Genomic DNA, 21,771 nt, shown 5'->3' on the forward strand with positions numbered 1-21,771 from the left:
CACCCGCCGGCCAGGCATCTCCAGCCACTTATTCAAAGGCAGACAAGAAGAATGAAAGCTTACGCCGTACCGTTCGAGAAGTTCGTCAACCTGGCCGACGCCCGCCTGGGTACCAAAATCATCTCCGTGACCGATGATTGGTTTGCCGACGCCAACCGCATGTTCCAGCCGACCCCGGCCGTATGGAAGGAGGGCGTTTTCGATGACAACGGCAAGTGGATGGACGGCTGGGAGTCACGCCGCAAGCGCTTTGAAGGCTACGACAGTGCGGTGATCCGCCTGGGCGTTCCGGGCTCGATCAAAGGCGTTGACATCGACACCTCATTTTTCACCGGCAACTTCCCGCCGTCGGCCTCGCTGGAAGCCTGCTTCCTGGCCGAAGGCGAACCGACCGAGCACACCCAGTGGGTTGAAGTGCTGTCCGCTGTCGAACTGCAAGGCAACAGCCACCACTACCACGAAATCAGCAACGATCAGGCCTTCAGCCACCTGCGCTTCAACATTTACCCGGACGGCGGCGTAGCCCGTCTACGCGTATACGGCGTGCCGTTCCGTGACTGGTCTTCGATCGGCGACAACGAACAGGTTGACCTGGCGGCCGCCCTCAACGGTGGTCGTGCCCTGGCCTGCTCCGACGAACACTTCGGCCGAATGAGCAACATCCTCAACCCGGGCCGTGGCATCAACATGGGCGATGGCTGGGAAACCGCCCGCCGTCGCACACCGGGCAACGACTGGGTCATCGTGGCGCTGGGCCACCCGGGCGAGATCGAAAAAATCATCGTCGACACCCTGCACTTCAAAGGCAACTACCCGGACAGCTGCTCGATCCAGGGCGCCTACGTCAAAGGCGGCACCGACAGCCAGATCGAAACCCAGAGCCTGTTCTGGCGTGAGCTGCTGCCGAGCCAGAAGATGGAAATGCACGCCGAGCACACCTACAGCGAACAACTGAAGGACCTGGGCCCGATCACCCACATTCGCCTCAACCTGTTCCCGGACGGCGGTGTCAGCCGCCTGCGTGTACTGGGCAAAGTCGCGAAGTAAGGCTGGACCTGTCGTCGCTGCCGCAGCCTGCGGCAGCGACGACACCTGCAACACACCACAGAAACCAGAACAAGAAGACAGACCATGCGCACTTTAACGATTGAACCCTTGAGCAAAGAAGCATTCGCCCCTTTCGGTGACGTGATCGAAACCGACGGCAGCGATCACTTCATGATCAATAACGGTTCGACCATGCGCTTCCATCGTCTGGCCGAAGTTGAAACAGCCACTCCAGAAGACAAGGCGATCATCAGCATTTTCCGCGCCGACGCGCAGGACATGCCGTTCACCGTGCGCATGCTGGAGCGGCATCCGTTGGGCAGCCAGGCTTTTATTCCGCTGCTCGGCCACCCCTTTCTGATCGTGGTCGCGCCAGTTGGCGATGAACCTGTATCAGGCTTGGTCCGCGCCTTCGTCACCAACGGCAGGCAGGGCATTAATTACCATCGCGGCGTCTGGCACCACCCGGTGCTGACGATCGAAAAGCGGGATGACTTCCTGGTGGTTGATCGCAGTGGCACAGGCAATAACTGCGATGAGCATTTCTTTAAAGAGGATGAGTTGCTGATCCTCGCCCCCCACCAATAAGAGAAGGCCCAAACGCTCAAAAAAGAGCGACGGGTAGAGGTAAAGACTGTGGAAGCACATTTGATGGAATGGCTGAATCTGAGCGTGCGCTGGATTCATATGATCACTGGCGTGGCCTGGATCGGTGCGTCGTTTTACTTTGTCTGGCTGGAAAACAACCTCAACCGCGTCAACCCCAAGGACGGCCTGTCGGGCGATCTGTGGGCCATCCACGGCGGCGGTATCTATCACCTCGAAAAATACAAACTGGCACCTCCCTCCATGCCGGAAAACCTGCACTGGTTTAAATGGGAAGCCTACTTCACCTGGATGTCAGGGATCGCCCTGCTCTGCCTGGTGTTTTACTTCAACCCGGCGTTGTACCTGATTGCCCCCGGCAGCACCCTGAGCGGGCCTGAAGCGGTGGCCATTGGTATCGGTTCGTTGATTGCCGGTTGGTTCGTTTACGACTTTCTGTGCGACTCCGCCCTCGGCAAACGCCCGGCGTTGCTCGGTTTTATCCTGTTCGTGCTGCTGGTCGCTGCGGCGTTCGGCCTGAGCAAAGTGTTCAGCGGCCGTGGCGCGTACCTGCATGTGGGCGCCATCATCGGCACCATCATGGTTGGTAACGTGTTCCGCATCATCATGCCCGCCCAACGCGCGCTGGTGGCAGCCATCCAGGAAGGCCGCACCCCTGACCCGGCGCTCCCGGCCAAAGGCTTGCTGCGTTCACGTCACAACAACTACTTCACCTTGCCGGTGCTGTTCATCATGATCAGCAACCACTTCCCGAGCACCTACGGCAGCCAGTACAACTGGTTGATTCTGGCCGGGATCGCCGTATTGGCCGTGCTGGTTCGCCACTACTTCAACACCCGCCACGACAGCCACAAATATGCCTGGACCTTACCGGTCGCTGCATTGGGCATGATCTGCCTGGCCTACGTGACAGGCCCGAACACGGCGCCGACCGCACCTGAAACCGCCAAAGTCATCAAGTACCAGCCGATTCCGCAAACCGCTGTCAGCGGCGCCAAGCCCGACGCCAACCCGGCGCCAGTGACCGCTCCCGCAGCGGCGGCAACCCCGGTTGCGACGATTGATTTTGAAAAGGTGCATGCCGTGATTCAAGAACGCTGCACCGTGTGCCACTCCGCCACCCCCACCAGCCCGCTGTTCAGTGCAGCGCCTGGCGGGGTGATGTTTGACACCGCGCAACAGATCAAGCTGATGGCACCGCGCATTCAGGCACAGGCTGTCGCCAGTCAAATCATGCCGTTGGGCAACATTACGCAAATGACCCAACAAGAGCGTGAACTCATCGGTTCCTGGATCAACACAGGAGCCCAAACTAACTGATTCACACACGTTGTGGCCGCTACCGAAGACTGCGACCGCCCTTGAAGGGCGCCCGATCCGATGCGTTTTGCAGTCTGTCGGGTCTGTCGCAGTCTTCGGTAGCGGCTACAAAACCACACCACTAGTTCACAACAATAAAAATGACCGAGGTGTTGCATGTCCGATCTAACCGAACCGCGCATACCCGCCGTGACCGCCCCGCCGCCCATGCAGCGGCTACCGCTGTTGCAATTGATTCTGGTGGGTTTGCAGCACGTGTTGCTGATGTACGGTGGCGCCGTTGCCGTGCCCCTGATCATCGGACAAGCCGCTGGCCTGAGTCGTGAGGAAATTGCTTTTCTGATCAACGCCGACCTGCTGGTGGCGGGGATCGCAACCATTGTGCAATCGCTGGGCATCGGTCCGATGGGCATTCGAATGCCCGTGATGATGGGCGCCAGCTTCGCCGCTGTGGGCAGCATGGTGGCCATGGCCGGCATGCCCGGCATCGGCATGACCGGCATCTTCGGGGCCACCATTGCGGCAGGTTTCTTCGGCATGGTCATTGCGCCGTTCATGTCCAAAGTGGTGCGTTTCTTCCCGCCTCTGGTGACCGGCACCGTGATTACGTCCATTGGCCTGTCGCTGTTCCCGGTCGCCGTGAACTGGGCCGGTGGCGGCAGTGCCGCTGCGCAGTTCGGTTCACCGGTCTTTCTGTGCATCGCCGCGCTGGTGCTGGGCACCATCTTGCTGATCAACCGTTTCATGCGCGGGTTCTGGGTCAATATTTCCGTGCTGATCGGCATGGCACTGGGCTACGTCCTGTCCGGGGCCATCGGCATGGTCGACCTGACCGGCATCGGCAACGCCCCCTGGTTTCAAGTGGTGACGCCGCTGCATTTCGGCATGCCGGAGTTCCATCTGGCGCCGATCCTCTCCATGTGCCTGGTGGTGGTGATCATTTTCGTCGAGTCCACCGGGATGTTTTTGGCCCTGGGCAAAATCACCGGTCAGGAAGTCACCCCGCGCATGCTGCGCCGCGGCTTGCTGTGTGACGCCGGCGCCTCGTTTATTGCCGGTTTCTTCAACACCTTCACCCACTCCTCCTTTGCGCAAAACATCGGTCTGGTGCAAATGACCGGCGTGCGCTGCCGCTCAGTGACCATCATGGCCGGGGCGTTCCTGATCACCCTGAGCCTGCTGCCCAAGGCTGCGTTCCTGGTGGCCTCGATTCCGCCTGCGGTTCTGGGTGGCGCGGCAATTGCCATGTTCGGCATGGTCGCCGCCACCGGCATCAAGATCCTTCAGGAAGCCGACATCGCTGACCGCCGCAACCAGTTGCTGGTGGCCGTGAGCATCGGCATGGGCCTGATCCCTGTCGTGCGCCCTGAGTTCTTCGCCCACTTGCCACTGTGGATGGGTCCAATCACCCACAGCGGTATCGCCATGGCCGCCGTCAGCGCGGTCTGCCTCAATCTGCTGTTCAACGTGCTGGGCGGGGCCGAACGCGCCGCCTTGAGTGGCCACGTGCACCAGCATTGATGGACTCACCCTCACCCTGCACGCCTCCTGCCGGAGACGCTCAGGGTGAGGGGCTTCAGCTCTGAAAACATAATAAAAAAGGAGTTACCCATGAAGTGCATACACTGGGGCGCTACGCTCGCGGGTGGGTTATTGGCTGCCGGTCAGGCCATGGCCGGGGATCTGTTTCTGTGGCAGACCAACAGCCTCACCTACCTGTATGGCAAAAACTTTGCGATCAACCCGTCCATCCAGCAAACCGTAACCTTTGAACACGCAGACAAATGGAAGTACGGCGATAACTTCCTGTTCGTCGACCGCATCTTTTACAACGGCAAACCCGACCGCAACAAAGGCCCGCACACCTACTACGGCGAATTCAGCCCCCGCCTGTCGTTCGGCAAGATCTTGGACCGCACGCTGGCGTTCGGCCCGATCAAGGACGTGCTACTGGCCATGACCTATGAGTACGGCGAAGGCGACAGCGAGGCCTACCTGATCGGCCCCGGTTTCGACCTGGCCGTGCCCGGCTTCAACTATTTCACCCTCAACTTCTATCGTCGCCACACCGAAGGCCCACGGCCGGGGACAGGCGTGTGGCAGATCACGCCGTCGTTTTCCTACACCATCCCGGCGGGTCGTTCCAACGTGCTGATCGACGGCTACATGGACTGGGTGGTCGACAACGACCGCAATTCGCGCGGCACCTACCACGCCAACCTGCATTTCAACCCACAGGTTAAATACGACCTGGGCAAGGCGCTGAACATCGGCGAGAAGCAGCTGTATGTCGGGCTCGAGTACAGCTACTGGAAGAACAAATACGGGATTGAAAACAGCAGCCGCCTGGACACCAACCAGAACACGGCCAGTGCATTGGTCAAGTTCCACTTCTAGCGCTTTTTCAGTGCACGTTGCGTCACCGTCCGCCCAACGGCGGTGACGCAACGCTTGAGTACCGCAGGCAGAGCCAGTATTCTGCGCCGCGCTCTGATACGGGCGCTGTTTAGAAGCTGACTTTAAAGCCAACTTAATTCAGTCAGATCAAGTAGTTACGTAACTTAGGACTCAACTGCCCATGGCAGCCGAGGGATGTTCCTTGGCCATTTGTCAGGTGTGGCCCAAGACTTGCTCAGGCTCATAAAGTTGACCGAAGAGCCAACTTTTAAACACGGAACCAAAGTGCCAACATCGAGCACTGCGTTCCATTCACTGCGAAACACTTATTTTTTGGAGCAACCGAATGAAGCGCACACTGACCGGCCTGATGCTCGCGGGGAGCTTGCTGGGCGGGGCCCCGGCCGTTGCTGGCGACCTGTTGCAATGGCAGACCAACAGCCTGACTTACTTGTGGGGCAAGAACTTTCAGGTCAATCCGTCGATTCAACAGACCCTGACCTTCGAACACGCAGACAGCTGGAAGTACGGCGATAACTTCTTCTTTCTCGACCGCATCTTTTATAACGGCAAAGAAGACGGCAACGTCGGCCCGAACACCTATTACGGTGAGTTCACGCCACGGCTGTCCTTCGGCAAAATCTTTGACCAGACGTTTGAGTTCGGCCCAATCAAAGACGTGTTGCTGGCCATGACCTACGAGTTCGGCGAAGGCGACACCGAGGCCTACCTGATCGGCCCGGGCTTCGACCTGAACGTGCCCGGCTTCGATTACTTCCAGCTGAACTTCTACCAGCGCTTCCCCGAAGGCAATCGCCCCGGCAAGGGCGTGTGGCAGATCACCCCGGTGTGGTCCTACACCCTGCCACTGGGCAATTCCGATGTGCTGATCGACGGCTACATGGACTGGGTGGTCGACAACGACCAGAATTCGCGCGGCACCTACCACGCCAACCTGCACTTCAACCCGCAGGTCAAATACGACCTGGGCAAAGCGTTGAACTGGGGCGCCAAGCAGCTGTACGTCGGTATCGAGTACGACTACTGGAAGAACAAGTACGGCATCGAAGACAGCGGTTCATTCAAAACCAATCAGGACACCGCCAGCCTGTTGGTCAAGTACCACTTCTGATGCACGGGCCTCGGCCTGCCGCTACGGCTGAGGCGCCCGCAATACCCCGCGCAACATCAAGTCGAGACTGTCCAGCGCCGCTGTCAGGCGCTGTGGCGGTTGGTGATCGGCGGCGATCCAGAACGATGCATCCATCAACCCGCCCTGAATCAAACGCGCCAGCGCTTCGGGGTCGGTGTCTTGAATCACGTGCGTGTCCATCAGGTCGCGCAACATGGTCGCCAGCGACGCACTGCACGCCGACTGGCTGCTCTGCAGGTATTCGGAACCCAGCACCGAGGGCGCATCGCGCAACATGATGCGTTGCACCTCGATATGCGTGGCCATTTCCAGAAACACCCGGCAGCGCCCCCTGAAGCCTTCCCACTCACTGGCTGCCTGCTCAGACACCTGCGCCAGTTGCGCGTCCAGCTCGGCGTCGACCTGCTGCACAACCGCCTGCAACAGCCCCTTCTTGTCCCCAAAGTGGTGATAGAGCGCACCCCGGGTCAACCCTGCCGAGGCCGTCAGTTCATCCATCGACGTTTGCGCGTACCCCACCGAGCCGAAGGCCTGTCGCCCCGCCTCCAGCAACTTGTTGCGGGTTTCTTCTATCATTTGTGCACGCGCTTTGGGCGCCATGTCGACCTCCTGCATGTTGAGATACGCCGCGTATGTTAATTGACATACGCCACGTATGCGTATATTTCTGCATACGCCGCGTATGTCAGATCCCCGACAGTGCCGCTGCGTGAGGCAGCGCGCGCAGGAACACGCGGCTCACTTTTGTTTCGGAGCGTGTATGGCAAACCCTTATCGCGAGATTTTCCGCGCCCCCGGCAGCCTGGCCTTTTGCGCCGCGGGCCTGATCGCACGCATGCCGATTTCCATGACCGGGATCGGCATCATCACGTTGCTGGCGCAATTGCGCGGGTCGTATTGGCTGGCGGGCGCTGTGGCCGCAACGTTCGCCCTGGCCATGGCGTTGATCGCCCCGCAAATTTCCCGCTGGGTAGACCGCTATGGTCAGCGCCGCGTGTTGCCCGGCGTCACCGCGCTGGGCGTCAGTTCGCTGCTGGCCCTGTTGCTGTGCAGCCACCTGGGCACGCCCGACTGGACGCTGTTCGTGTTTGCCGCCCTGTCGGGCTTCATCCCCAGCATGCCGGCCATGGTGCGGGCGCGCTGGACCGAGCTGTACCGCGGCTCGCCCAAACTGCACACGGCCTTTTCGCTGGAGTCGGTGCTCGACGAAGTGAGTTTCATCATTGGGCCGCCGATTTCCGTGGGCCTCTGCGTCGCCGTATTCCCCCAGGCCGGGCCGTTGGCCGCCGCCCTGCTGCTGGCCATCGGCGTGACCACCTTTGTGTTGCAGCGCAGCACCGAGCCGCCGGTTCACCCGCGCAGCCCCGAACACGCAGGCACCGTGCTGCGCCAGGGCGCCGTGGTGATTCTGCTGATGGTGCTGCTGGGCATGGGCACCATTGTCGGCACCGTGGACGTGGTCAGCGTCGCCTTCGCCCAACAACAGGGCCAGCCGGCAGCCGCCAGTGTCGTGCTATCGGTCTATGCCTTGGGCTCCTGTGTGGTAGGACTGGTTTTCGGCACGCTCAAACTGAAGATGCCGCTGCCCAAACAGTTCCTGATCGGCGCCCTGGCCACCGCCATTACCGTGGTGCCCCTGATGTGGGTCAGCAGCATCGCCACCCTGGCGGTCGCCATGTTTGTCGCCGGGTTGTTCTTCGCGCCGACGCTGATCACGGCCATGGGGTTGGTGGAAAACATCGTCCCGGCCGCCAAACTCACTGAGGGCCTGACGTGGATGATCACCGGGCTCGGCATCGGTGTGGCGCTGGGCGCCGTGCTGGGTGGCTGGATGATTGACGCCTATGGCGCGCAAGCCGGGTTCCGGGTGTCGCTGGGTGCGGGAAGCGCCGTGTTGCTGTTCGCCGCGCTGGGCTATCGCTTGCTCAGCCACAGCACCCTGCCCCGTGGTGCCCGCTTCGCCTGATACATAACCTGCGTGCCTGCCCCTGAGGCGGCACGGCCACCCAGCAAAGCCACTGTTTTTATGTGGCTATTAGGTTTACCCGTAAACGGCCGATACAGAGGGTGCTGTATTTTTTAACCAGACGCTCTGTCTCAAGCCTCGGGAGTACAAACGGATGTTCAATCGCCGATGGCGCCAACGCTGCGCCAACCTTGAAACGCAGCTAAATGCGTTAGAGCAGGACAAACAGGCCCTTGAACAGGAGGTTCAAACCCTGCGTGCACAGGTCACTCAAGACCGCGACCAGCAGCTCGTGCTGGCACACTACTAACGCTACCAACAAGACTTGCACAGCAAGCTGGAGCGCTTTGACGAATCCTTGCAAAAGACCCGCGATGGCGTGGTTGCCCAGGCCGAAAGCCTGCAAGGAGAAGTCGTTCACCTGCGCGATAACAGCAATGTGTTTGCGCAAACCTCGGCCCTGCTGGCCGGCTTTTCCAGTTCGCTGGGGCACATGGCCGGTCAGGGGGTCAGCAGTGTCGACAGCGTGGGCGTTCTGCGCCAACGGGTCGGAGAAATCAGCCGCATCGTCGAGCTGATCAAGGCCGTGTCCGACCAGACCAACCTGCTGGCCCTCAATGCCGCCATTGAAGCGGCGCGCGCGGGCGAACAGGGTCGCGGCTTTGCCGTGGTGGCTGACGAAGTGCGCGCACTGGCCCAACGCACCCATGGCGCCACCCACGAAATCAGCCAATTGGTTGCGAGCATCAACCAGGAGACCGAAGCCGCGAGCACCGCCATTGGCGTGCTGTCGGAGGAAGCGTCGCGGTTGTCAGGCGATGTGTCGCGCTCGGCCCAAACCCTCGACGAGATGATGACCCTCGGCGAACACATGGGGCAGTTGATTGAAGGCATCGCCCTGCGCTCGTTCTGCGAGTCGGTGAAGCTCGATCACTTGCTGTTCAAGTTGATGGTCTATCAACGCCTGTTCAAGCAGGACGAGAACCTGAACCTGTCGACCCACACCACCTGCCGCCTCGGCAAATGGTACCTGGCGCCTGAAACCCAGGCGCGCTATGGCGACAACCGCGACTTCCAGCAGCTCAACGAGCCGCACCGGATCGTGCATGAAACCGCGCACAAGGCCCTGCACGCGGCTCAGGAGAAAAACTGGAGCCAGGTCCTGCTGGAGATCAACGACATGGAAAGCGCCAGCCTTAACGTCAGCGCCCTGCTCGACAACCTCAGCCACTGACCCTCACCCCTTGATGGCGCGCCACAGTGAGCTGCCCGCCATCACACCCGCCAACACCACCGCGCCGGCAATGATGCCGGCCACGGCGTTGAGCACGGTCGGTACGATGACCGACAGCGGGCCTACAAACGGCGCACTGCTCAGGGCCACGCTCTCAACCCAGTGATGCAACAGCGGCACCCCGTGTACCAAAATCCCGCCACCGACCATGAACATCGCGGCCGTACCAATCACCGTCAGCGCTTTCATCATGTACGGCGCGGCATTCAACACCCCTTGGCCGAAACGGCGCTGAAAGCTCGGCCAGGTGCCTTCACCGGTTTTTTGGGTCAGGTACAAACCGCCGTCGTCCATCTTAACGATGCCGGCCACCACGCCATACACCCCGACCGTCATCACAATGGCAATCCCGGACAACACCACCACTTGCTGCATCAGCGGCGCATCCGCCACGGTGCCCAACGTGATTGCGATGATTTCCGCCGAGAGGATGAAGTCGGTGCGTATCGCGCCCTTGATTTTGTCTTTCTCGAACGCCGCCAGGTCCACCTCGGGGTTGGCCACGGCGTCAGACAAGGCCGCGCGCGCCTGGTGATCGTCGTCCTTACTGTGCAGGAATTTGTGCGCAAGCTTTTCGAAGCCCTCGAAACACAAATAGGCGCCGCCCACCATCAACAGCGGCGTGACCGCCCACGGCGCAAACGCGCTGATGGCCAGCGCGGCGGGCACCAGAATCAGCTTGTTGCGAAACGAGCCCTTGGCCACTGCCCACACCACCGGTAATTCACGTTCGGCCCGCACACCGGAGACCTGTTGCGCGTTCAATGCCAAGTCATCGCCCAGCACCCCGGCGGTCTTTTTGGCGGCCATTTTTGTCATCAGCGCAACGTCATCGAGTACGGCGGCGATGTCGTCGAGCAACATCAGCAAACTGCTGCCTGCCATGGGTGTCGGTTCCTTGTGGATTGAATGACGTCAAGCATAGCGCGTGCCAGCCCCCAGGCGGCAATCTTGAGCCGCTTGCAAGCACGGTGCTACCATGCCCGACCGCCCCAGCAGGCAAGGAAATACGGGTTTATGAGCAGCATCCGCGAACGTAATAAAGAGCTGATTTTGCGCGCCGCCAGCGAAGAGTTCGCTGACAAGGGTTTCGCCGCCAGCAAAACCAGCGACATCGCGGCCAAGGCCGGCGTGCCCAAGCCCAATGTGTATTACTACTTCAAATCCAAAGAGAACCTCTACCGCGAGGTGCTCGAAAGCATCATCGACCCGATTCTGCGGGCCTCGACCCCGTTCAATGCCGACGGCGAACCGAACGAAGTCCTGAGCCATTACATCCGCTCGAAAATCATGATCTCGCGCGACCTGCCGTTTGCTTCCAAGGTGTTCGCCAGCGAAATCATGCACGGCGCGCCGCACCTGAGTGAAACACAGGTCGAGTTGCTCAATGCCCAGGCCAAACACAACATCGAATGCATCCAGGTGTGGATCGACCGGGGCCAGATTGCCCCCATCGACCCGCATCACCTGATGTTCAGCATCTGGGCCGCGACCCAGACCTACGCCGACTTCGACTGGCAGATTTCCGCCATCACCGGCAAAGCCAAACTCGACGACAACGACTACGAGGCGGCGACCCGGACCATCATTCGCCTGGTGCTCAAAGGCTGTACGCCCGACTGACCCCGCACACACCGTAGTCGCTGGCGCAGGCAGCGACTACCCGCTACCGATCAGACCACCACCCCGGCATCGGCTCGCAAGCCTTGTGCTTCGATGGCGCTGATCGCGCATTGTTCATCAATGTCCGAGGTATCGCCGCTGATCCCCATCGCGCCAATCACCTGCCCGCTCGCATCGCGTATCAACACGCCCCCCGGCGCCGGGACAACGTCACTGGTGCCCATGCCATTGAGTGCTGCAAAAAACGCAGGCCGCTGCTGTGCATCCAGCGCCAGCAGGCGCGAACCTTTGCCCAATGCAATGGCGCCCCAGGCTTTGCCGATGGCAATGCTGGGGCGCAGCAGGCTTGCACCGTCTTCGCGCTGCAACGCCACCAGATGCCCGCCGCCATCGAGCACCGCCACCGCCAGCGGCGCAGCCGCGATCTGACGCCCGGCCGCAAGGGCCTGGCTGGCCAGGTTTAACGCCAGTTTCAAAGTTAACGCACTCATGGTTGCCGTCCTTCGTCTTGTTATTGGAAAGCCTTTAGGGCGTCTTGGGAGACGTCTCGACAGCCTCAATAGAACACAATAAATATTCATCTTGTATACAATCATTTAAACGCGCATTTCTTCAAATACCGTAAACCTGCCTAATACAGGGCTTCCGGTCTTCCAACGATTGATTGAACAAAAGCCATTGACCTGCACAGGGGCGGATGAATACACTCAGCCCACAGCCACTTGTATACAATTACAAAACGTAAGAGGCACAAAGCAATGAGCAAAATGAGAGCAATCGAAGCTGCCGTTCTGGTGATGCGTCGCGAAGGTGTCGATACCGCATTCGGTATCCCGGGCGCCGCCATCAATCCGCTGTACTCGGCCCTGCAAAAGGTCGGCGGCATCGATCACGTACTTGCTCGCCACGTGGAAGGCGCCTCGCACATGGCCGAGGGTTACACCCGCACCAAGGCCGGCAACATCGGCGTGTGCATCGGCACCTCAGGCCCTGCGGGCACGGACATGGTCACCGGCCTGTACAGCGCCTCGGCCGATTCGATCCCGATTTTGTGCATCACCGGTCAGGCCCCCCGCGCCCGCATGCACAAAGAAGACTTCCAGGCTGTCGACATCACCAGCATCGTCAAACCCGTGACCAAGTGGGCAACCACCGTGCTGGAACCGGGCCAGGTGCCTTATGCCTTCCAGAAAGCCTTTTACGAAATGCGCTCCGGGCGCCCCGGCCCGGTGCTGATCGACCTGCCGTTTGATGTGCAAATGGCCGAGATCGAGTTCGACATCGACGCCTACGAACCGCTGCCGCTGGCCAAGCCCAGCGCCACCCGCGTTCAGGCCGAAAAGGCCCTGGCCATGCTCGACCAGGCCGAGCGCCCGCTGCTGGTCAGCGGCGGCGGCGTGATCAATGCCGACGCCAGCGACCTGCTGGTGGAGTTCGCTGAACTGACCGGCATCCCGGTGATTCCGACCCTGATGGGCTGGGGCACGATTGCCGACGATCACCCGCTGATGGTGGGCATGGTCGGTCTGCAAACCTCGCACCGCTACGGCAACGCCACCCTGCTCAAGTCCGACGTGGTACTGGGCATCGGCAACCGCTGGGCTAACCGCCACACCGGTTCGGTCGAGGTCTACACCGAAGGCCGCCGCTTCATTCACGTGGACATCGAGCCGACGCAAATCGGGCGCGTCTTCACCCCGGACCTGGGCATTGTGTCCGACGCCGGTTCTGCCCTGAAGGTGTTCCTTGAAGTGGCCCGCGAGTGGAAAGCCGCCGGCAAACTGAAAAACCGCAGCGCCTGGCTGCAAGACTGCCAACAACGCAAAGCCACCCTGCACCGCAAGACCCACTTCGACAACGTACCGGTCAAGCCGCAACGCGTGTACGAAGAGATGAACCAGGTGTTCGGCAAAGACACGTGCTACGTCAGCACGATCGGTTTGTCGCAGATTGCCGGTGCGCAATTCCTGCACGTGTACAAGCCACGGCACTGGATCAACTGCGGCCAGGCCGGTCCGCTGGGCTGGACCATTCCGGCTGCACTGGGCGTGGTCAAGGCCGATCCGAACCGCAACGTGGTGGCGCTCTCCGGCGACTACGACTTCCAGTTCATGATCGAAGAGCTGGCCGTGGGCGCGCAGTTCAACCTGCCGTACATCCACGTGGTGGTGAACAACTCGTACCTGGGTTTGATCCGTCAGGCACAGCGTGGCTTTGAAATGGATTACTGCGTGCAGCTGTCGTTCGACAACCTCAACGCACCGGAACTCAACGGTTACGGCGTCGACCATGTGGCCGTGGCCGAAGGCCTGGGTTGCAAGGCTCTGCGCGTGTTCGAGCCAAGCCAGATCCAGCCGGCGCTGCGCCAGGCGCAAGAAATGATCAAAGAGTTCCGTGTCCCGGTGGTGGTTGAGATTATTCTCGAACGCGTGACCAATATTTCCATGGGCACCGAAATCAACGCTGTGAACGAGTTCGAAGACCTGGCGCTGGTGGGCAACGACGCCCCGACTGCCATCTCGATGCTCGATTAACGTTAAGCCTGCCCCTCTCTCCGGGAGAGGGGACACACACATTGCAGGAGTCCACCATGCCGCGTTTTGCCGCCAACCTGTCCATGCTGTTCACCGAACAGGATTTTCTTGTCCGTTTTCAAGCGGCTGCCAATGCTGGTTTCCACGGCGTTGAATACCTGTTTCCGTACGACTACAGCTCTGCCGAAATCAAGGCCCAACTCGATGCCAACAAACTGACCCAAGTGCTGTTCAACCTGCCAGCCGGCGACTGGGCCAAGGGCGAGCGCGGGATTGCCTGCCTGCCGGACCGTGTCGAAGAGTTTCGCGCCGGGGTGGATCTGGCCATCGCCTACGCCCAAGTGCTGGGCAACGATCAGATCAACTGCCTGGCGGGCATTCGCCCCCAAGGCATCGACGACGCGCTGGTTGAGAAAACCTTCGTCAGCAACCTCAAATACGCCGCCGACAAGCTGCAAGCGGTGGGCATCAAGCTGGTGATGGAAGCCATCAACACCCGCGACATCCCCGGTTTCTACCTCAACAACACGCGTCAGGCGCTGGCCATTCAGGAGAAGGTCGGCAGCGCCAACCTGTTCCTGCAATACGACATCTACCACATGCAAATCATGGAAGGTGACCTGGCGCGCACGATGCAAACGCACCTGCCGCAGATCAACCACATCCAGTTGGCCGATAACCCCGGCCGTCACGAACCGGGCACCGGCGAAATCAACTACCGCTTCCTGTTCGACCACCTTGATCGCATCGGCTACCAAGGCTGGGTCGGCTGTGAGTACAAGCCACTGAGCAGCACCGAAGCCGGTCTGGGCTGGCTCAAGACGCATAACGCGGTCTAAGGCCGTCACCCGCGTCCGGGTTTCGAGATCACGGGCTGGCGCGCCACCCTTCGCCGCCTTCAGCCACGTCTACGGCTGTTTACCCCATAAAAACAAGAGGATTTGTCATGGCTAAAATCGGATTTATCGGCACCGGCATCATGGGTTCGCCCATGGCCAGCAACCTGCAAAAGGCGGGTCACAGCCTGTTCCTGTCGACCCACCACGGCGCGGCACCCGCCGACCTGGTCGCCGCAGGCGCTATCGCCCTGGCCAGCCCGAAAGAAGTGGCGCAGGAAGCCGAGTTCATCATCGTCATGGTGCCGGACACCCCGCAGGTCGAAGACGTGCTGTTTCGCGAAGACGGGATCGCGGCCGGCCTGAGCCCGAACAAAGTGGTGATCGACATGAGTTCGATCTCGCCTACCGCGACCAAGGCCTTCGCTGAAAAAATCACCGCCAAAGGCGCGTACTACCTCGATGCACCCGTCTCTGGCGGTGAAGTCGGGGCCAAGGCTGGCACCCTGAGCATCATGGTCGGCGGCGAGGAATCAACTTTCCAGCGCGCCCTGCCGCTGCTGCAAAACATGGGCAAGAACATCACCCTGGTGGGCGGCAATGGCGACGGCCAGACCGCCAAAGTGGCCAACCAGATCATCGTCGCCCTGAACATTCAGGCGGTGGCTGAAGCGCTGGTGTTTGCTGCCAAGAACGGCGCAGATCCGGCCAAGGTCCGTGAGGCACTGATGGGCGGGTTTGCGTCCTCCAAAATCCTTGAAGTCCACGGCGAGCGCATGATCAAAGGCACCTTCGACCCGGGCTTCCGCATCAGCCTGCACCAGAAGGACCTCAACCTGGCCCTGGCGGGCGCCCGCGAGCTGGGCATCAACCTGCCCAACACCGCCAATGCGCAGCAAGTGTTCAGCACCTGCGCCGCCATCGGTGGCAGCAACTGGGACCACTCGGCGCTGATCAAAGGCCTGGAACACATGGCCAACTTCTCGATTCGCGAGCAGTAACCGCACCTGTAGCCGCCGCCCGCCCCGCGCGGCGGCTGCACACCTCATCCCCTTCTCAAGTGTGTCGTCACCATGCACGCCCCCTCATTCAGCCAGCCTTGCCCGGATTGGGCGACGGCCCTGTGCAACGGTTTCAGCCAGATTTTCCTGCAACGTCATCCGCTGTGCGGGGTGCTGTGCCTGCTGGCCATTCTCGTCAGCGCGCCTTCACTCTTGGGGGGCGCGCTGCTTGGCGGGGTCAGCGGCCTGTTAACCGCACAACGGCGCGGTTACCCCAAAGCTGAACGCCAGGCCGGGCTTTACAGCTACAACGGCGTGTTGCTGGGGTTGCTGCTGAGCCATCAGTTACCGTGGTCAGCCATGTTGCCGCTGCTGATCATTGCCAGCGCCGGGCTGAGCACCATGCTGGTTCACCAATGGCTCAAGCGCGCCAGCAACGGCAACACCCTGATGGCTTACACCGCGCCCTTTGTCGGGCTGGGCTGGCTGTTGCTCAGTTTCAACCCTGCACCGCCAGCCTCCGCCTGGTCCACCCCCGAACTCAACGGCCTTACGCTGGCGCAAGGGCTGTTGACGGGCATCGGCCAAGTCATGTTGTTGCAATCACCGCTGGCGGGGCTGTTGATCGTCAGCGGCCTGTGGCTGAGCAGCCGACGCGCTGCGCTGTGGGCATTGACGGGTGCGCTGGCGGGCGTGGGGTTCAGCCTCTTGCAGCACGACCCGGCCACCGCGCTCAGCGGGCTGGGCGGGTATAACGCGGCACTGGCCGCGTTGGCATTGTGCCAACGCACACGCCACCCCTGGCAGCCACTGGCGGGCATCCTGCTGGCGTTGATGCTCACACCCGGCTTTAGCGCGCTCGGGCTGCCTGCCCTGACGGCGCCCTTCATCCTGAGCAGCTGGTTGGTACTGGCCAGCGTGCGCCTGTTAACACCATCCAGTGTGCAATCCCGGTTGCGCATTGAGCGCTAATCCCCGAATCTTCTTACCTTTGAGATTCGAGCTTCGTACATGAATAACAACGACTGGCGCCAGCGGCTCTACGTGATGGTCTTTCAGGCCGACACCCCCGCCGGGCGCCGTTTCGACACCACGCTCCTGCTGATCATCCTCTGCAGCCTGGTGGTGGTGATCCTCGACAGTATCGACAGCATCCACCGCGATTACGCCAACCTGCTGGCCTACATCGAGTGGGGCTTCACCTTTGTGTTCGCCGTGGAATACGGCCTGCGCCTGTATTGCTCGCCCAAACCCCTGCGCTACGCCTTCAGCTTTTACGGGCTGGTGGATTTACTGGCCATCGTGCCGGGGATTCTGGCGATCTATTACAGCGATGCGCAGTACCTGCTGATTATTCGCATCATCCGCATGCTGCGAATCTTTCGGGTGCTCAAGCTGGTGCCCTACTTGAGTCAGGCCAACTACCTGCTCTCGGCACTGCGCGGCAGCAAACAAAAGATCATCGTGTTTCTGGTCAGCGTGTCCACGCTGGTGACCGTGTTTGGCACCCTGATGTACGTGGTCGAAGGGCCGGAAAACGGCTTTACCAGCATCCCGGTGAGCATCTACTGGGCCATCGTCACCCTGACCACAGTGGGCTTCGGCGATATCGTGCCGAAGACCCCGTTCGGGCAAATCATCTCGGCCATGGTGATGATCACCGGTTATTCGATCATCGCCGTGCCCACCGGGATCTTCACCGCCGAACTGGCCAACGCCATGCGCGGCGAACAGCTCAAACACAACTGCCCCACGTGCAAAAAAGAACGCCATGAACCCTCGGCGTCGTTTTGTTCTCGCTGTGGTAACGCGCTTTTCACAAAAAATGCATAAGCAAAGGCTTTTTTAATCTTTTAAGCACTAAGCGTCAGCGGCTATAGTCGCTGGCAAATTGCCCCATATGCCCCTCCAACAAGGAATGAGCAGTGAAAAACCTTTTTAGCGCCTCTGTCCTCGCCGCCAGCCTGGCCTTTATGGGCGTTGCCCACGCCGCTCCCAAGCCGCTACTGAACGTGTCGTACGACGTCATGCGCGACTTCTACAAAGACTACAACCCGGCATTCCAGAAACATTGGGAAGCAGAGCACGACGCAAAGCAAACGGTGCAAATGTCGTTCGGCGGCTCCAGCAAACAGGCGCGCTCGGTGATCGACGGGCTGCCCGCGGACGTCATCACCATGAACATGGCCACCGACATCAATGCCCTGGCCGATAACGGCAAACTGGTGCCTGAGAATTGGGTCACCCGCCTGCCGAACAACAGCGCGCCCTTCACCTCGGCCACGGTGTTCATCGTGCGCAAAGGCAACCCGAAAGCCCTGAAAGACTGGCCAGACCTGGTCAAGGATGGCGTGCAAGTAATCGTGCCGAACCCGAAAACCTCGGGCAATGGCCGTTACACGTTCTTGTCCGCTTGGGGCTATGTGCTGAAAAACGGCGGTGACGAAACTAAGGCGAGAGATTTTGTCGGCAATCTGTTCGGCCACGTGCCTGTGCTGGACACCGGCGGCCGCGCAGCCACCACGACCTTCATGACCAACCAGATCGGCGACGTGCTGGTGACCTTTGAGAACGAAGCGGAAATGATCGCCCGCGAATTTGGTCGCGACCAGTTCGAGGTGATCTACCCCAGCGTCTCGGCCGAAGCTGAGCCGCCGGTGACCGTGGTCGACAAAGTGGTCGACAAAAAAGGCACGCGTGAGGTGGCTGAAGCCTACTTGAAGTATTTGTGGTCGCCTGAAGGCCAGGAAATCGCCGCCAAAAACTACCTGCGCCCGCGCGACCCGCAGATTCTGGCCAAGTACAGCGACCGCTTCCCGAACGTTGACTTCCTGTCGGTTGAGAAAACCTTCGGCGACTGGCGCGAGGTGCAAAAAATCTATTTCAATGACGGCGGCGTGTTTGACCAGGTGTACTCAGGTCAATAAACACCCCCGCGTCACCGGTGCAGGCGCTGACTGCACCCTTAACCTGTACATAAACACAGTAAAAACAGTTGCCCCGATTTCAATCTCTGCCATGCTGTGCACCTTCTGCGCAGCATGAACGAGTGAAACGATGCGGCTGTTTTTGTGTGAAAAACCCTCCCAGGCCAAAGATATTGCGGCCGTGCTCGGTGCCAGCCGTCGCGGTGATGGCTGCTGGGTGGGGCCCAATGCCACTGTCACCTGGTGCATCGGTCATTTGCTCGAAACCGCCCCGCCCGACGCCTACGACGAGCGCTACAAACGCTGGGTCCTGGCCGACCTGCCCATCGTGCCGCAGCAGTGGAAGATGCGCGTCAAACCCAAAACCGCCAGCCAGTACAAGGCCGTCAAACGCCTGCTGGGCGAAGCCCGTGAACTGGTGATCGCCACCGATGCCGACCGTGAAGGCGAAATGATTGCCCGCGAGCTGGTCGAACACTGCCGTTATCGCGGGCCGATCCAGCGCCTGTGGTTGTCGGCACTGGACGACGCCTCGATTCGCAAGGCACTGGCCGCGCTCAAGCCCGGCGCCGACACTTTCAACCTGTACCACGCAGCCTTGGGGCGTTCGCGGGCCAACTGGCTGATCGGCATGAACATGAGCCGCCTGTTTACCCTGCTCGGGCGCAAGTCGGGCTATCAAGGCGTGCTGCCCGTAGGCCGGGTGCAGACCCCGACCTTGCGCCTGGTGGTGGATCGCGACCGCAGCATCAGCGATTTCATCCCTGTGGCCTATTGGGCCATCGATGTGCAACTCAGCCATGATGGGCAAGTGTTTACCGCCCAGTGGCGCGCCGACCCGGACACCTGTGACGATCAGGACCGCTGCCTGAATCAGGCCCACGCGCAGCACGCCGCCACGGCGATGCAAAACGCCCGCCACGCACGGGTCATCACCCTGCGCACCGAGCGCCTGCGCGACGTCGCGCCCCTGCCGTTCGACCTCGGCACGCTGCAGGAAGTGTGTTCCAAGAAATTGGGGCTGGGCGCCCAGGAAACCCTCGACATCGCCCAGTCACTGTATGAAACCTACAAAGTCATCACCTACCCGCGCAGCGACTGCGGCTACCTGCCGCAAAGCCAGCACGCCGAAGCCGCCTCAATTCTCGGTGCCTTGCAGCAGGCGGATCCGGCCTTGCAACCGCTGGCAGGCTTTCTGGACCCGCAACGCCGTTCACGGGCGTGGAATGACGCCAAGGTCAGCGCCCACCACGGCATCATCCCCACGGCGGCCGCGAAAAACCTAGAACGCCTGAGCGGCAAGCAGCGGGCCGTCTATACCCTGATTCGCGCGCGTTACCTGGCGCAGTTCCTGCCCAACCATGAATACGACCGCACCCAAGCCGATTTCGACTGTGCGGGGCAGGCCCTGCGCGCGGTGGGCAAGCAGATCATCGAGCCGGGCTGGAAGCGCGCCCTGCCCGAAGCCCTGGCCCCGGCCAAGGGCCGTGAAGCCCCCGCACCGCAGCCGCTGCCGCGCCTGCACGAAGGCCTCGAGTGTGCGGTGGCGAACGTCCTGCTTAAAGACTTGTGGACCCAGCCGCCCAAGCCGTTCACCGAGGGCGACTTGATCAAGGCCATGAAAAACGTCGCCAAATGGGTCCAGGACCCGCTGCTCAAACAAAAACTCAAGGACACCACCGGCATTGGCACCGAAGCCACCCGCGCCGGGATCATTCAGGGCTTGCTGGACCGCGGTTATCTGAACAAAAACGGCAAGGCGCTGGCGGCCACGCCCGCGGCCTTCAGCCTGATCGACGCCGTGCCCCGCGCCATTGCCGACCCCGGCACCACGGCGATCTGGGAACAAGCGCTGGACATGGTGCAAAGCGGCGACATGACCCTCGACATCTTCGTCGCCAAACAGGCCGCTTGGATGAGCAAGCACATCGAACGTTGCAGCGGCCTGCAAATGACCATTCGCGGCCCGGCCAGCCCGGCCGGGGTCGCCCCCGCGTGGAAGAAAAAACGCAAGGCGCCCGCCAGTAAACCCAAGGCCAAACGCGCGGTTAAAGCAAAAGGGGCCTGAGCGGGCAACGGCGCAGCAAGCCGAGGCCTTACAGCGTCAGGTGACCCGAGAGACAGGTCACCGCCGCGCCGCCCACCCAAATATCGTCCCCCACACGTTCGATGGCGACGCGCCCGGCCCGGCCCATGGCCGTGCCCTGACTCACCGTATAACGCGCCGGTGCCAGGCCTTGCGCCATCAGCCATTGCGCCAGACCAGCATTCAGGCTGCCGGTGACCGGGTCTTCCTGCATGCCATCCCCGGCGATGAACGCGCGCACTTCAAAGTGCGCGTCATCGCCATCCTTCGCACTGTCCCACGGCGCAACCACCCCCAGCGCCAGGCCCAGCAGTTGCGGGTAGTCGGGCTCCAGCGCCAGCACCTGCGCCCGATCGCGCAGCATCACCGCCACCCACCCCGGCCCGTTGTCGACCCAGCTCGCGCGGACCACCGCCTGCGGTTCAATCCGCAAACCCGCACAGATGCGCTGTATCAGCGCCTCTTCCACAGGCCCGCTGCGCACCAAAGGCGGCGCCTTGAACGCCAGTTGTTCAGCGTCGCGCCGAATCGTGATCAGACCCGCGCCACACTCCTGAATGACTTCCCGGCCTTTTGGCTGCCCCCCGGCTTCTAGCCAGGCATGGCAACTGCCCAACGTCGGGTGCCCGGCAAAGGGTAATTCGCGCAGGGTGGTAAAGATGCGCAAACGATAATCGGCCTGCGGGTCCTGCGGCCTGAGCACGAACGTGGTTTCACTGAGGTTGGTCCAGCGCGCAAAGTCCGCCATCTGCGCATCGCTCAGGCCATCGGCATTGAGCACCACCGCCACCGGATTGCCCTTGAGCGCCACCCGACTGAACACATCCACTTGTTTGAATTGGAACTGGCTCACACACATCACTCCTGTCAATGACCCTGCCCGTCAGGACGGTACGCGGCACTGGCGCTGGGTCGGGTAGCCCGCAACATAGAATCTCGCGCACGCCGTGACAAGGTATTATCCCTGCCCGTTTTCACACC

At 61.0% G+C, this 21,771-nt stretch carries 21 protein-coding genes and 1 pseudogene; 18 read left to right on the top strand and 4 right to left on the bottom strand.

What is annotated here, in order from left to right:
• Positions 1–51 precede the first annotated feature (51 nt).
• From alc to TU74_RS06800, 6 genes are all read left to right on the top strand, one after another.
• Complete coding sequence (alc, locus tag TU74_RS06775; RefSeq protein ID WP_047275838.1) at positions 52–1,047, top strand: allantoicase; 996 nt, start codon at positions 52–54, stop codon at positions 1,045–1,047.
• 84 nt (positions 1,048–1,131) lie between these two features.
• On the top strand, positions 1,132–1,635 hold the full coding sequence (locus TU74_RS06780; protein ID WP_047276214.1) for an ureidoglycolate lyase: 504 nt from the start codon (positions 1,132–1,134) through the stop codon (positions 1,633–1,635).
• Between the two features lie 48 nt (positions 1,636–1,683).
• Positions 1,684–2,973 carry a urate hydroxylase PuuD gene (locus TU74_RS06785; protein ID WP_048375700.1) on the top strand — a complete coding sequence of 430 codons (1,290 nt, stop codon included), beginning with the start codon at positions 1,684–1,686 and terminating at the stop codon, positions 2,971–2,973.
• 156 nt (positions 2,974–3,129) lie between these two features.
• Positions 3,130–4,494: a nucleobase:cation symporter-2 family protein gene (locus TU74_RS06790; RefSeq protein ID WP_047275844.1), complete on the top strand. Its 1,365-nt coding sequence runs from the start codon at positions 3,130–3,132 to the stop codon at positions 4,492–4,494.
• 90 nt (positions 4,495–4,584) lie between these two features.
• Positions 4,585–5,370, top strand: coding sequence for an outer membrane protein OmpK (locus TU74_RS06795; RefSeq protein WP_047294448.1), 786 nt, complete (start codon positions 4,585–4,587; stop codon positions 5,368–5,370).
• A gap of 346 nt (positions 5,371–5,716) precedes the next feature.
• Entirely contained in the window at positions 5,717–6,502 is a 786-nt protein-coding gene (locus tag TU74_RS06800) for an outer membrane protein OmpK (protein ID WP_047275848.1), read from the top strand.
• Between the two features lie 21 nt (positions 6,503–6,523).
• On the opposite strand, the gene TU74_RS06805 is transcribed toward TU74_RS06800, so the two are convergent.
• Positions 6,524–7,123 carry a TetR/AcrR family transcriptional regulator gene (locus tag TU74_RS06805; protein WP_047294450.1) on the bottom strand — a complete coding sequence of 200 codons (600 nt, stop codon included), beginning with the start codon at positions 7,121–7,123 and terminating at the stop codon, positions 6,524–6,526.
• Between the two features lie 160 nt (positions 7,124–7,283).
• On the opposite strand from TU74_RS06805, the gene TU74_RS06810 reads away from it, so the two are divergent.
• From TU74_RS06810 to TU74_RS25050, 4 genes and pseudogenes are all read left to right on the top strand, one after another.
• On the top strand, positions 7,284–8,489 hold the full coding sequence (locus tag TU74_RS06810; RefSeq protein ID WP_048375702.1) for an MFS transporter: 1,206 nt from the start codon (positions 7,284–7,286) through the stop codon (positions 8,487–8,489).
• A gap of 154 nt (positions 8,490–8,643) precedes the next feature.
• Positions 8,644–8,799 carry a hypothetical protein gene (locus TU74_RS24105; protein ID WP_157315141.1) on the top strand — a complete coding sequence of 52 codons (156 nt, stop codon included), beginning with the start codon at positions 8,644–8,646 and terminating at the stop codon, positions 8,797–8,799.
• A 252-nt stretch (positions 8,800–9,051) separates the two neighbouring features.
• A pseudogene (locus TU74_RS25045) lies at positions 9,052–9,327 on the top strand (methyl-accepting chemotaxis protein); the annotation flags it as partial.
• Positions 9,328–9,360: 33 nt separating this feature from the next.
• The gene (locus TU74_RS25050) at positions 9,361–9,723 is read left to right on the top strand and encodes a CZB domain-containing protein (protein WP_262380802.1); all 363 of its coding nucleotides are present in this window, start codon (positions 9,361–9,363) and stop codon (positions 9,721–9,723) included.
• A gap of 3 nt (positions 9,724–9,726) precedes the next feature.
• Here the strand turns inward: TU74_RS25050 and TU74_RS06820 are convergent, their stop codons facing one another.
• A complete protein-coding gene (locus TU74_RS06820; RefSeq protein WP_048375705.1) occupies positions 9,727–10,668 on the bottom strand; it encodes a DUF808 domain-containing protein in 942 nt (313 codons plus the stop codon).
• 132 nt (positions 10,669–10,800) lie between these two features.
• Between TU74_RS06820 and TU74_RS06825 the strand changes: the two genes are divergently transcribed.
• On the top strand, positions 10,801–11,406 hold the full coding sequence (locus TU74_RS06825) for a TetR/AcrR family transcriptional regulator (RefSeq protein WP_048375706.1): 606 nt from the start codon (positions 10,801–10,803) through the stop codon (positions 11,404–11,406).
• A gap of 50 nt (positions 11,407–11,456) precedes the next feature.
• On the opposite strand, the gene TU74_RS06830 is transcribed toward TU74_RS06825, so the two are convergent.
• Complete coding sequence (locus TU74_RS06830; protein WP_047275858.1) at positions 11,457–11,897, bottom strand: GlcG/HbpS family heme-binding protein; 441 nt, start codon at positions 11,895–11,897, stop codon at positions 11,457–11,459.
• A 267-nt stretch (positions 11,898–12,164) separates the two neighbouring features.
• Here TU74_RS06830 and gcl point away from each other — a divergent pair, with 267 nt between their 5' ends.
• From gcl to TU74_RS06865, 7 genes are all read left to right on the top strand, one after another.
• Positions 12,165–13,940: a glyoxylate carboligase gene (gene gcl / locus TU74_RS06835; RefSeq protein WP_047275860.1), complete on the top strand. Its 1,776-nt coding sequence runs from the start codon at positions 12,165–12,167 to the stop codon at positions 13,938–13,940.
• 56 nt (positions 13,941–13,996) lie between these two features.
• Complete coding sequence (hyi, locus tag TU74_RS06840; protein ID WP_048375708.1) at positions 13,997–14,779, top strand: hydroxypyruvate isomerase; 783 nt, start codon at positions 13,997–13,999, stop codon at positions 14,777–14,779.
• A gap of 107 nt (positions 14,780–14,886) precedes the next feature.
• Positions 14,887–15,777: a 2-hydroxy-3-oxopropionate reductase gene (locus TU74_RS06845; protein WP_048375710.1), complete on the top strand. Its 891-nt coding sequence runs from the start codon at positions 14,887–14,889 to the stop codon at positions 15,775–15,777.
• 72 nt (positions 15,778–15,849) lie between these two features.
• Entirely contained in the window at positions 15,850–16,749 is a 900-nt protein-coding gene (locus tag TU74_RS06850; protein WP_048375712.1) for an urea transporter, read from the top strand.
• Positions 16,750–16,788: 39 nt separating this feature from the next.
• Positions 16,789–17,610: an ion transporter gene (locus TU74_RS06855; protein ID WP_047294469.1), complete on the top strand. Its 822-nt coding sequence runs from the start codon at positions 16,789–16,791 to the stop codon at positions 17,608–17,610.
• Positions 17,611–17,702: 92 nt separating this feature from the next.
• Positions 17,703–18,704 (top strand): sulfate ABC transporter substrate-binding protein, encoded by a 1,002-nt coding sequence (locus TU74_RS06860; RefSeq protein ID WP_048375714.1) that lies wholly within the window; start codon positions 17,703–17,705, stop codon positions 18,702–18,704.
• A gap of 130 nt (positions 18,705–18,834) precedes the next feature.
• Entirely contained in the window at positions 18,835–20,772 is a 1,938-nt protein-coding gene (locus TU74_RS06865; RefSeq protein WP_048375716.1) for a DNA topoisomerase III, read from the top strand.
• 28 nt (positions 20,773–20,800) lie between these two features.
• On the opposite strand, the gene TU74_RS06870 is transcribed toward TU74_RS06865, so the two are convergent.
• A complete protein-coding gene (locus TU74_RS06870) occupies positions 20,801–21,643 on the bottom strand; it encodes a PhzF family phenazine biosynthesis protein (protein WP_048375717.1) in 843 nt (280 codons plus the stop codon).
• Between the last annotated feature and the right edge of the window lie 128 nt (positions 21,644–21,771).

Origin of the sequence: Pseudomonas lundensis (assembly GCF_001042985.1) — a bacterium.
GTDB classification, from domain to species: domain Bacteria; phylum Pseudomonadota; class Gammaproteobacteria; order Pseudomonadales; family Pseudomonadaceae; genus Aquipseudomonas; species Aquipseudomonas lundensis.

What these genes read in the sequence shown, in the direction of transcription:
- alc (WP_047275838.1), top strand. Translation starts at nt 52, where the DNA reads ATGAAAGCTTACGCCGTACCGTTCGAGAAGTTCGTCAACCTGGCCGAC.
- TU74_RS06780 (WP_047276214.1), top strand. Translation starts at nt 1,132, where the DNA reads ATGCGCACTTTAACGATTGAACCCTTGAGCAAAGAAGCATTCGCCCCT.
- TU74_RS06790 (WP_047275844.1), top strand. Translation starts at nt 3,130, where the DNA reads ATGTCCGATCTAACCGAACCGCGCATACCCGCCGTGACCGCCCCGCCG.
- TU74_RS06795 (WP_047294448.1), top strand. Translation starts at nt 4,585, where the DNA reads ATGAAGTGCATACACTGGGGCGCTACGCTCGCGGGTGGGTTATTGGCT.
- TU74_RS06800 (WP_047275848.1), top strand. Translation starts at nt 5,717, where the DNA reads ATGAAGCGCACACTGACCGGCCTGATGCTCGCGGGGAGCTTGCTGGGC.
- TU74_RS06805 (WP_047294450.1), bottom strand. Translation starts at nt 7,123, where the DNA reads ATGGCGCCCAAAGCGCGTGCACAAATGATAGAAGAAACCCGCAACAAG.
- TU74_RS06810 (WP_048375702.1), top strand. Translation starts at nt 7,284, where the DNA reads ATGGCAAACCCTTATCGCGAGATTTTCCGCGCCCCCGGCAGCCTGGCC.
- TU74_RS24105 (WP_157315141.1), top strand. Translation starts at nt 8,644, where the DNA reads ATGTTCAATCGCCGATGGCGCCAACGCTGCGCCAACCTTGAAACGCAG.
- TU74_RS25050 (WP_262380802.1), top strand. Translation starts at nt 9,361, where the DNA reads ATGGGGCAGTTGATTGAAGGCATCGCCCTGCGCTCGTTCTGCGAGTCG.
- TU74_RS06820 (WP_048375705.1), bottom strand. Translation starts at nt 10,668, where the DNA reads ATGGCAGGCAGCAGTTTGCTGATGTTGCTCGACGACATCGCCGCCGTA.
- TU74_RS06825 (WP_048375706.1), top strand. Translation starts at nt 10,801, where the DNA reads ATGAGCAGCATCCGCGAACGTAATAAAGAGCTGATTTTGCGCGCCGCC.
- TU74_RS06830 (WP_047275858.1), bottom strand. Translation starts at nt 11,897, where the DNA reads ATGAGTGCGTTAACTTTGAAACTGGCGTTAAACCTGGCCAGCCAGGCC.
- gcl (WP_047275860.1), top strand. Translation starts at nt 12,165, where the DNA reads ATGAGCAAAATGAGAGCAATCGAAGCTGCCGTTCTGGTGATGCGTCGC.
- hyi (WP_048375708.1), top strand. Translation starts at nt 13,997, where the DNA reads ATGCCGCGTTTTGCCGCCAACCTGTCCATGCTGTTCACCGAACAGGAT.
- TU74_RS06845 (WP_048375710.1), top strand. Translation starts at nt 14,887, where the DNA reads ATGGCTAAAATCGGATTTATCGGCACCGGCATCATGGGTTCGCCCATG.
- TU74_RS06850 (WP_048375712.1), top strand. Translation starts at nt 15,850, where the DNA reads ATGCACGCCCCCTCATTCAGCCAGCCTTGCCCGGATTGGGCGACGGCC.
- TU74_RS06855 (WP_047294469.1), top strand. Translation starts at nt 16,789, where the DNA reads ATGAATAACAACGACTGGCGCCAGCGGCTCTACGTGATGGTCTTTCAG.
- TU74_RS06865 (WP_048375716.1), top strand. Translation starts at nt 18,835, where the DNA reads ATGCGGCTGTTTTTGTGTGAAAAACCCTCCCAGGCCAAAGATATTGCG.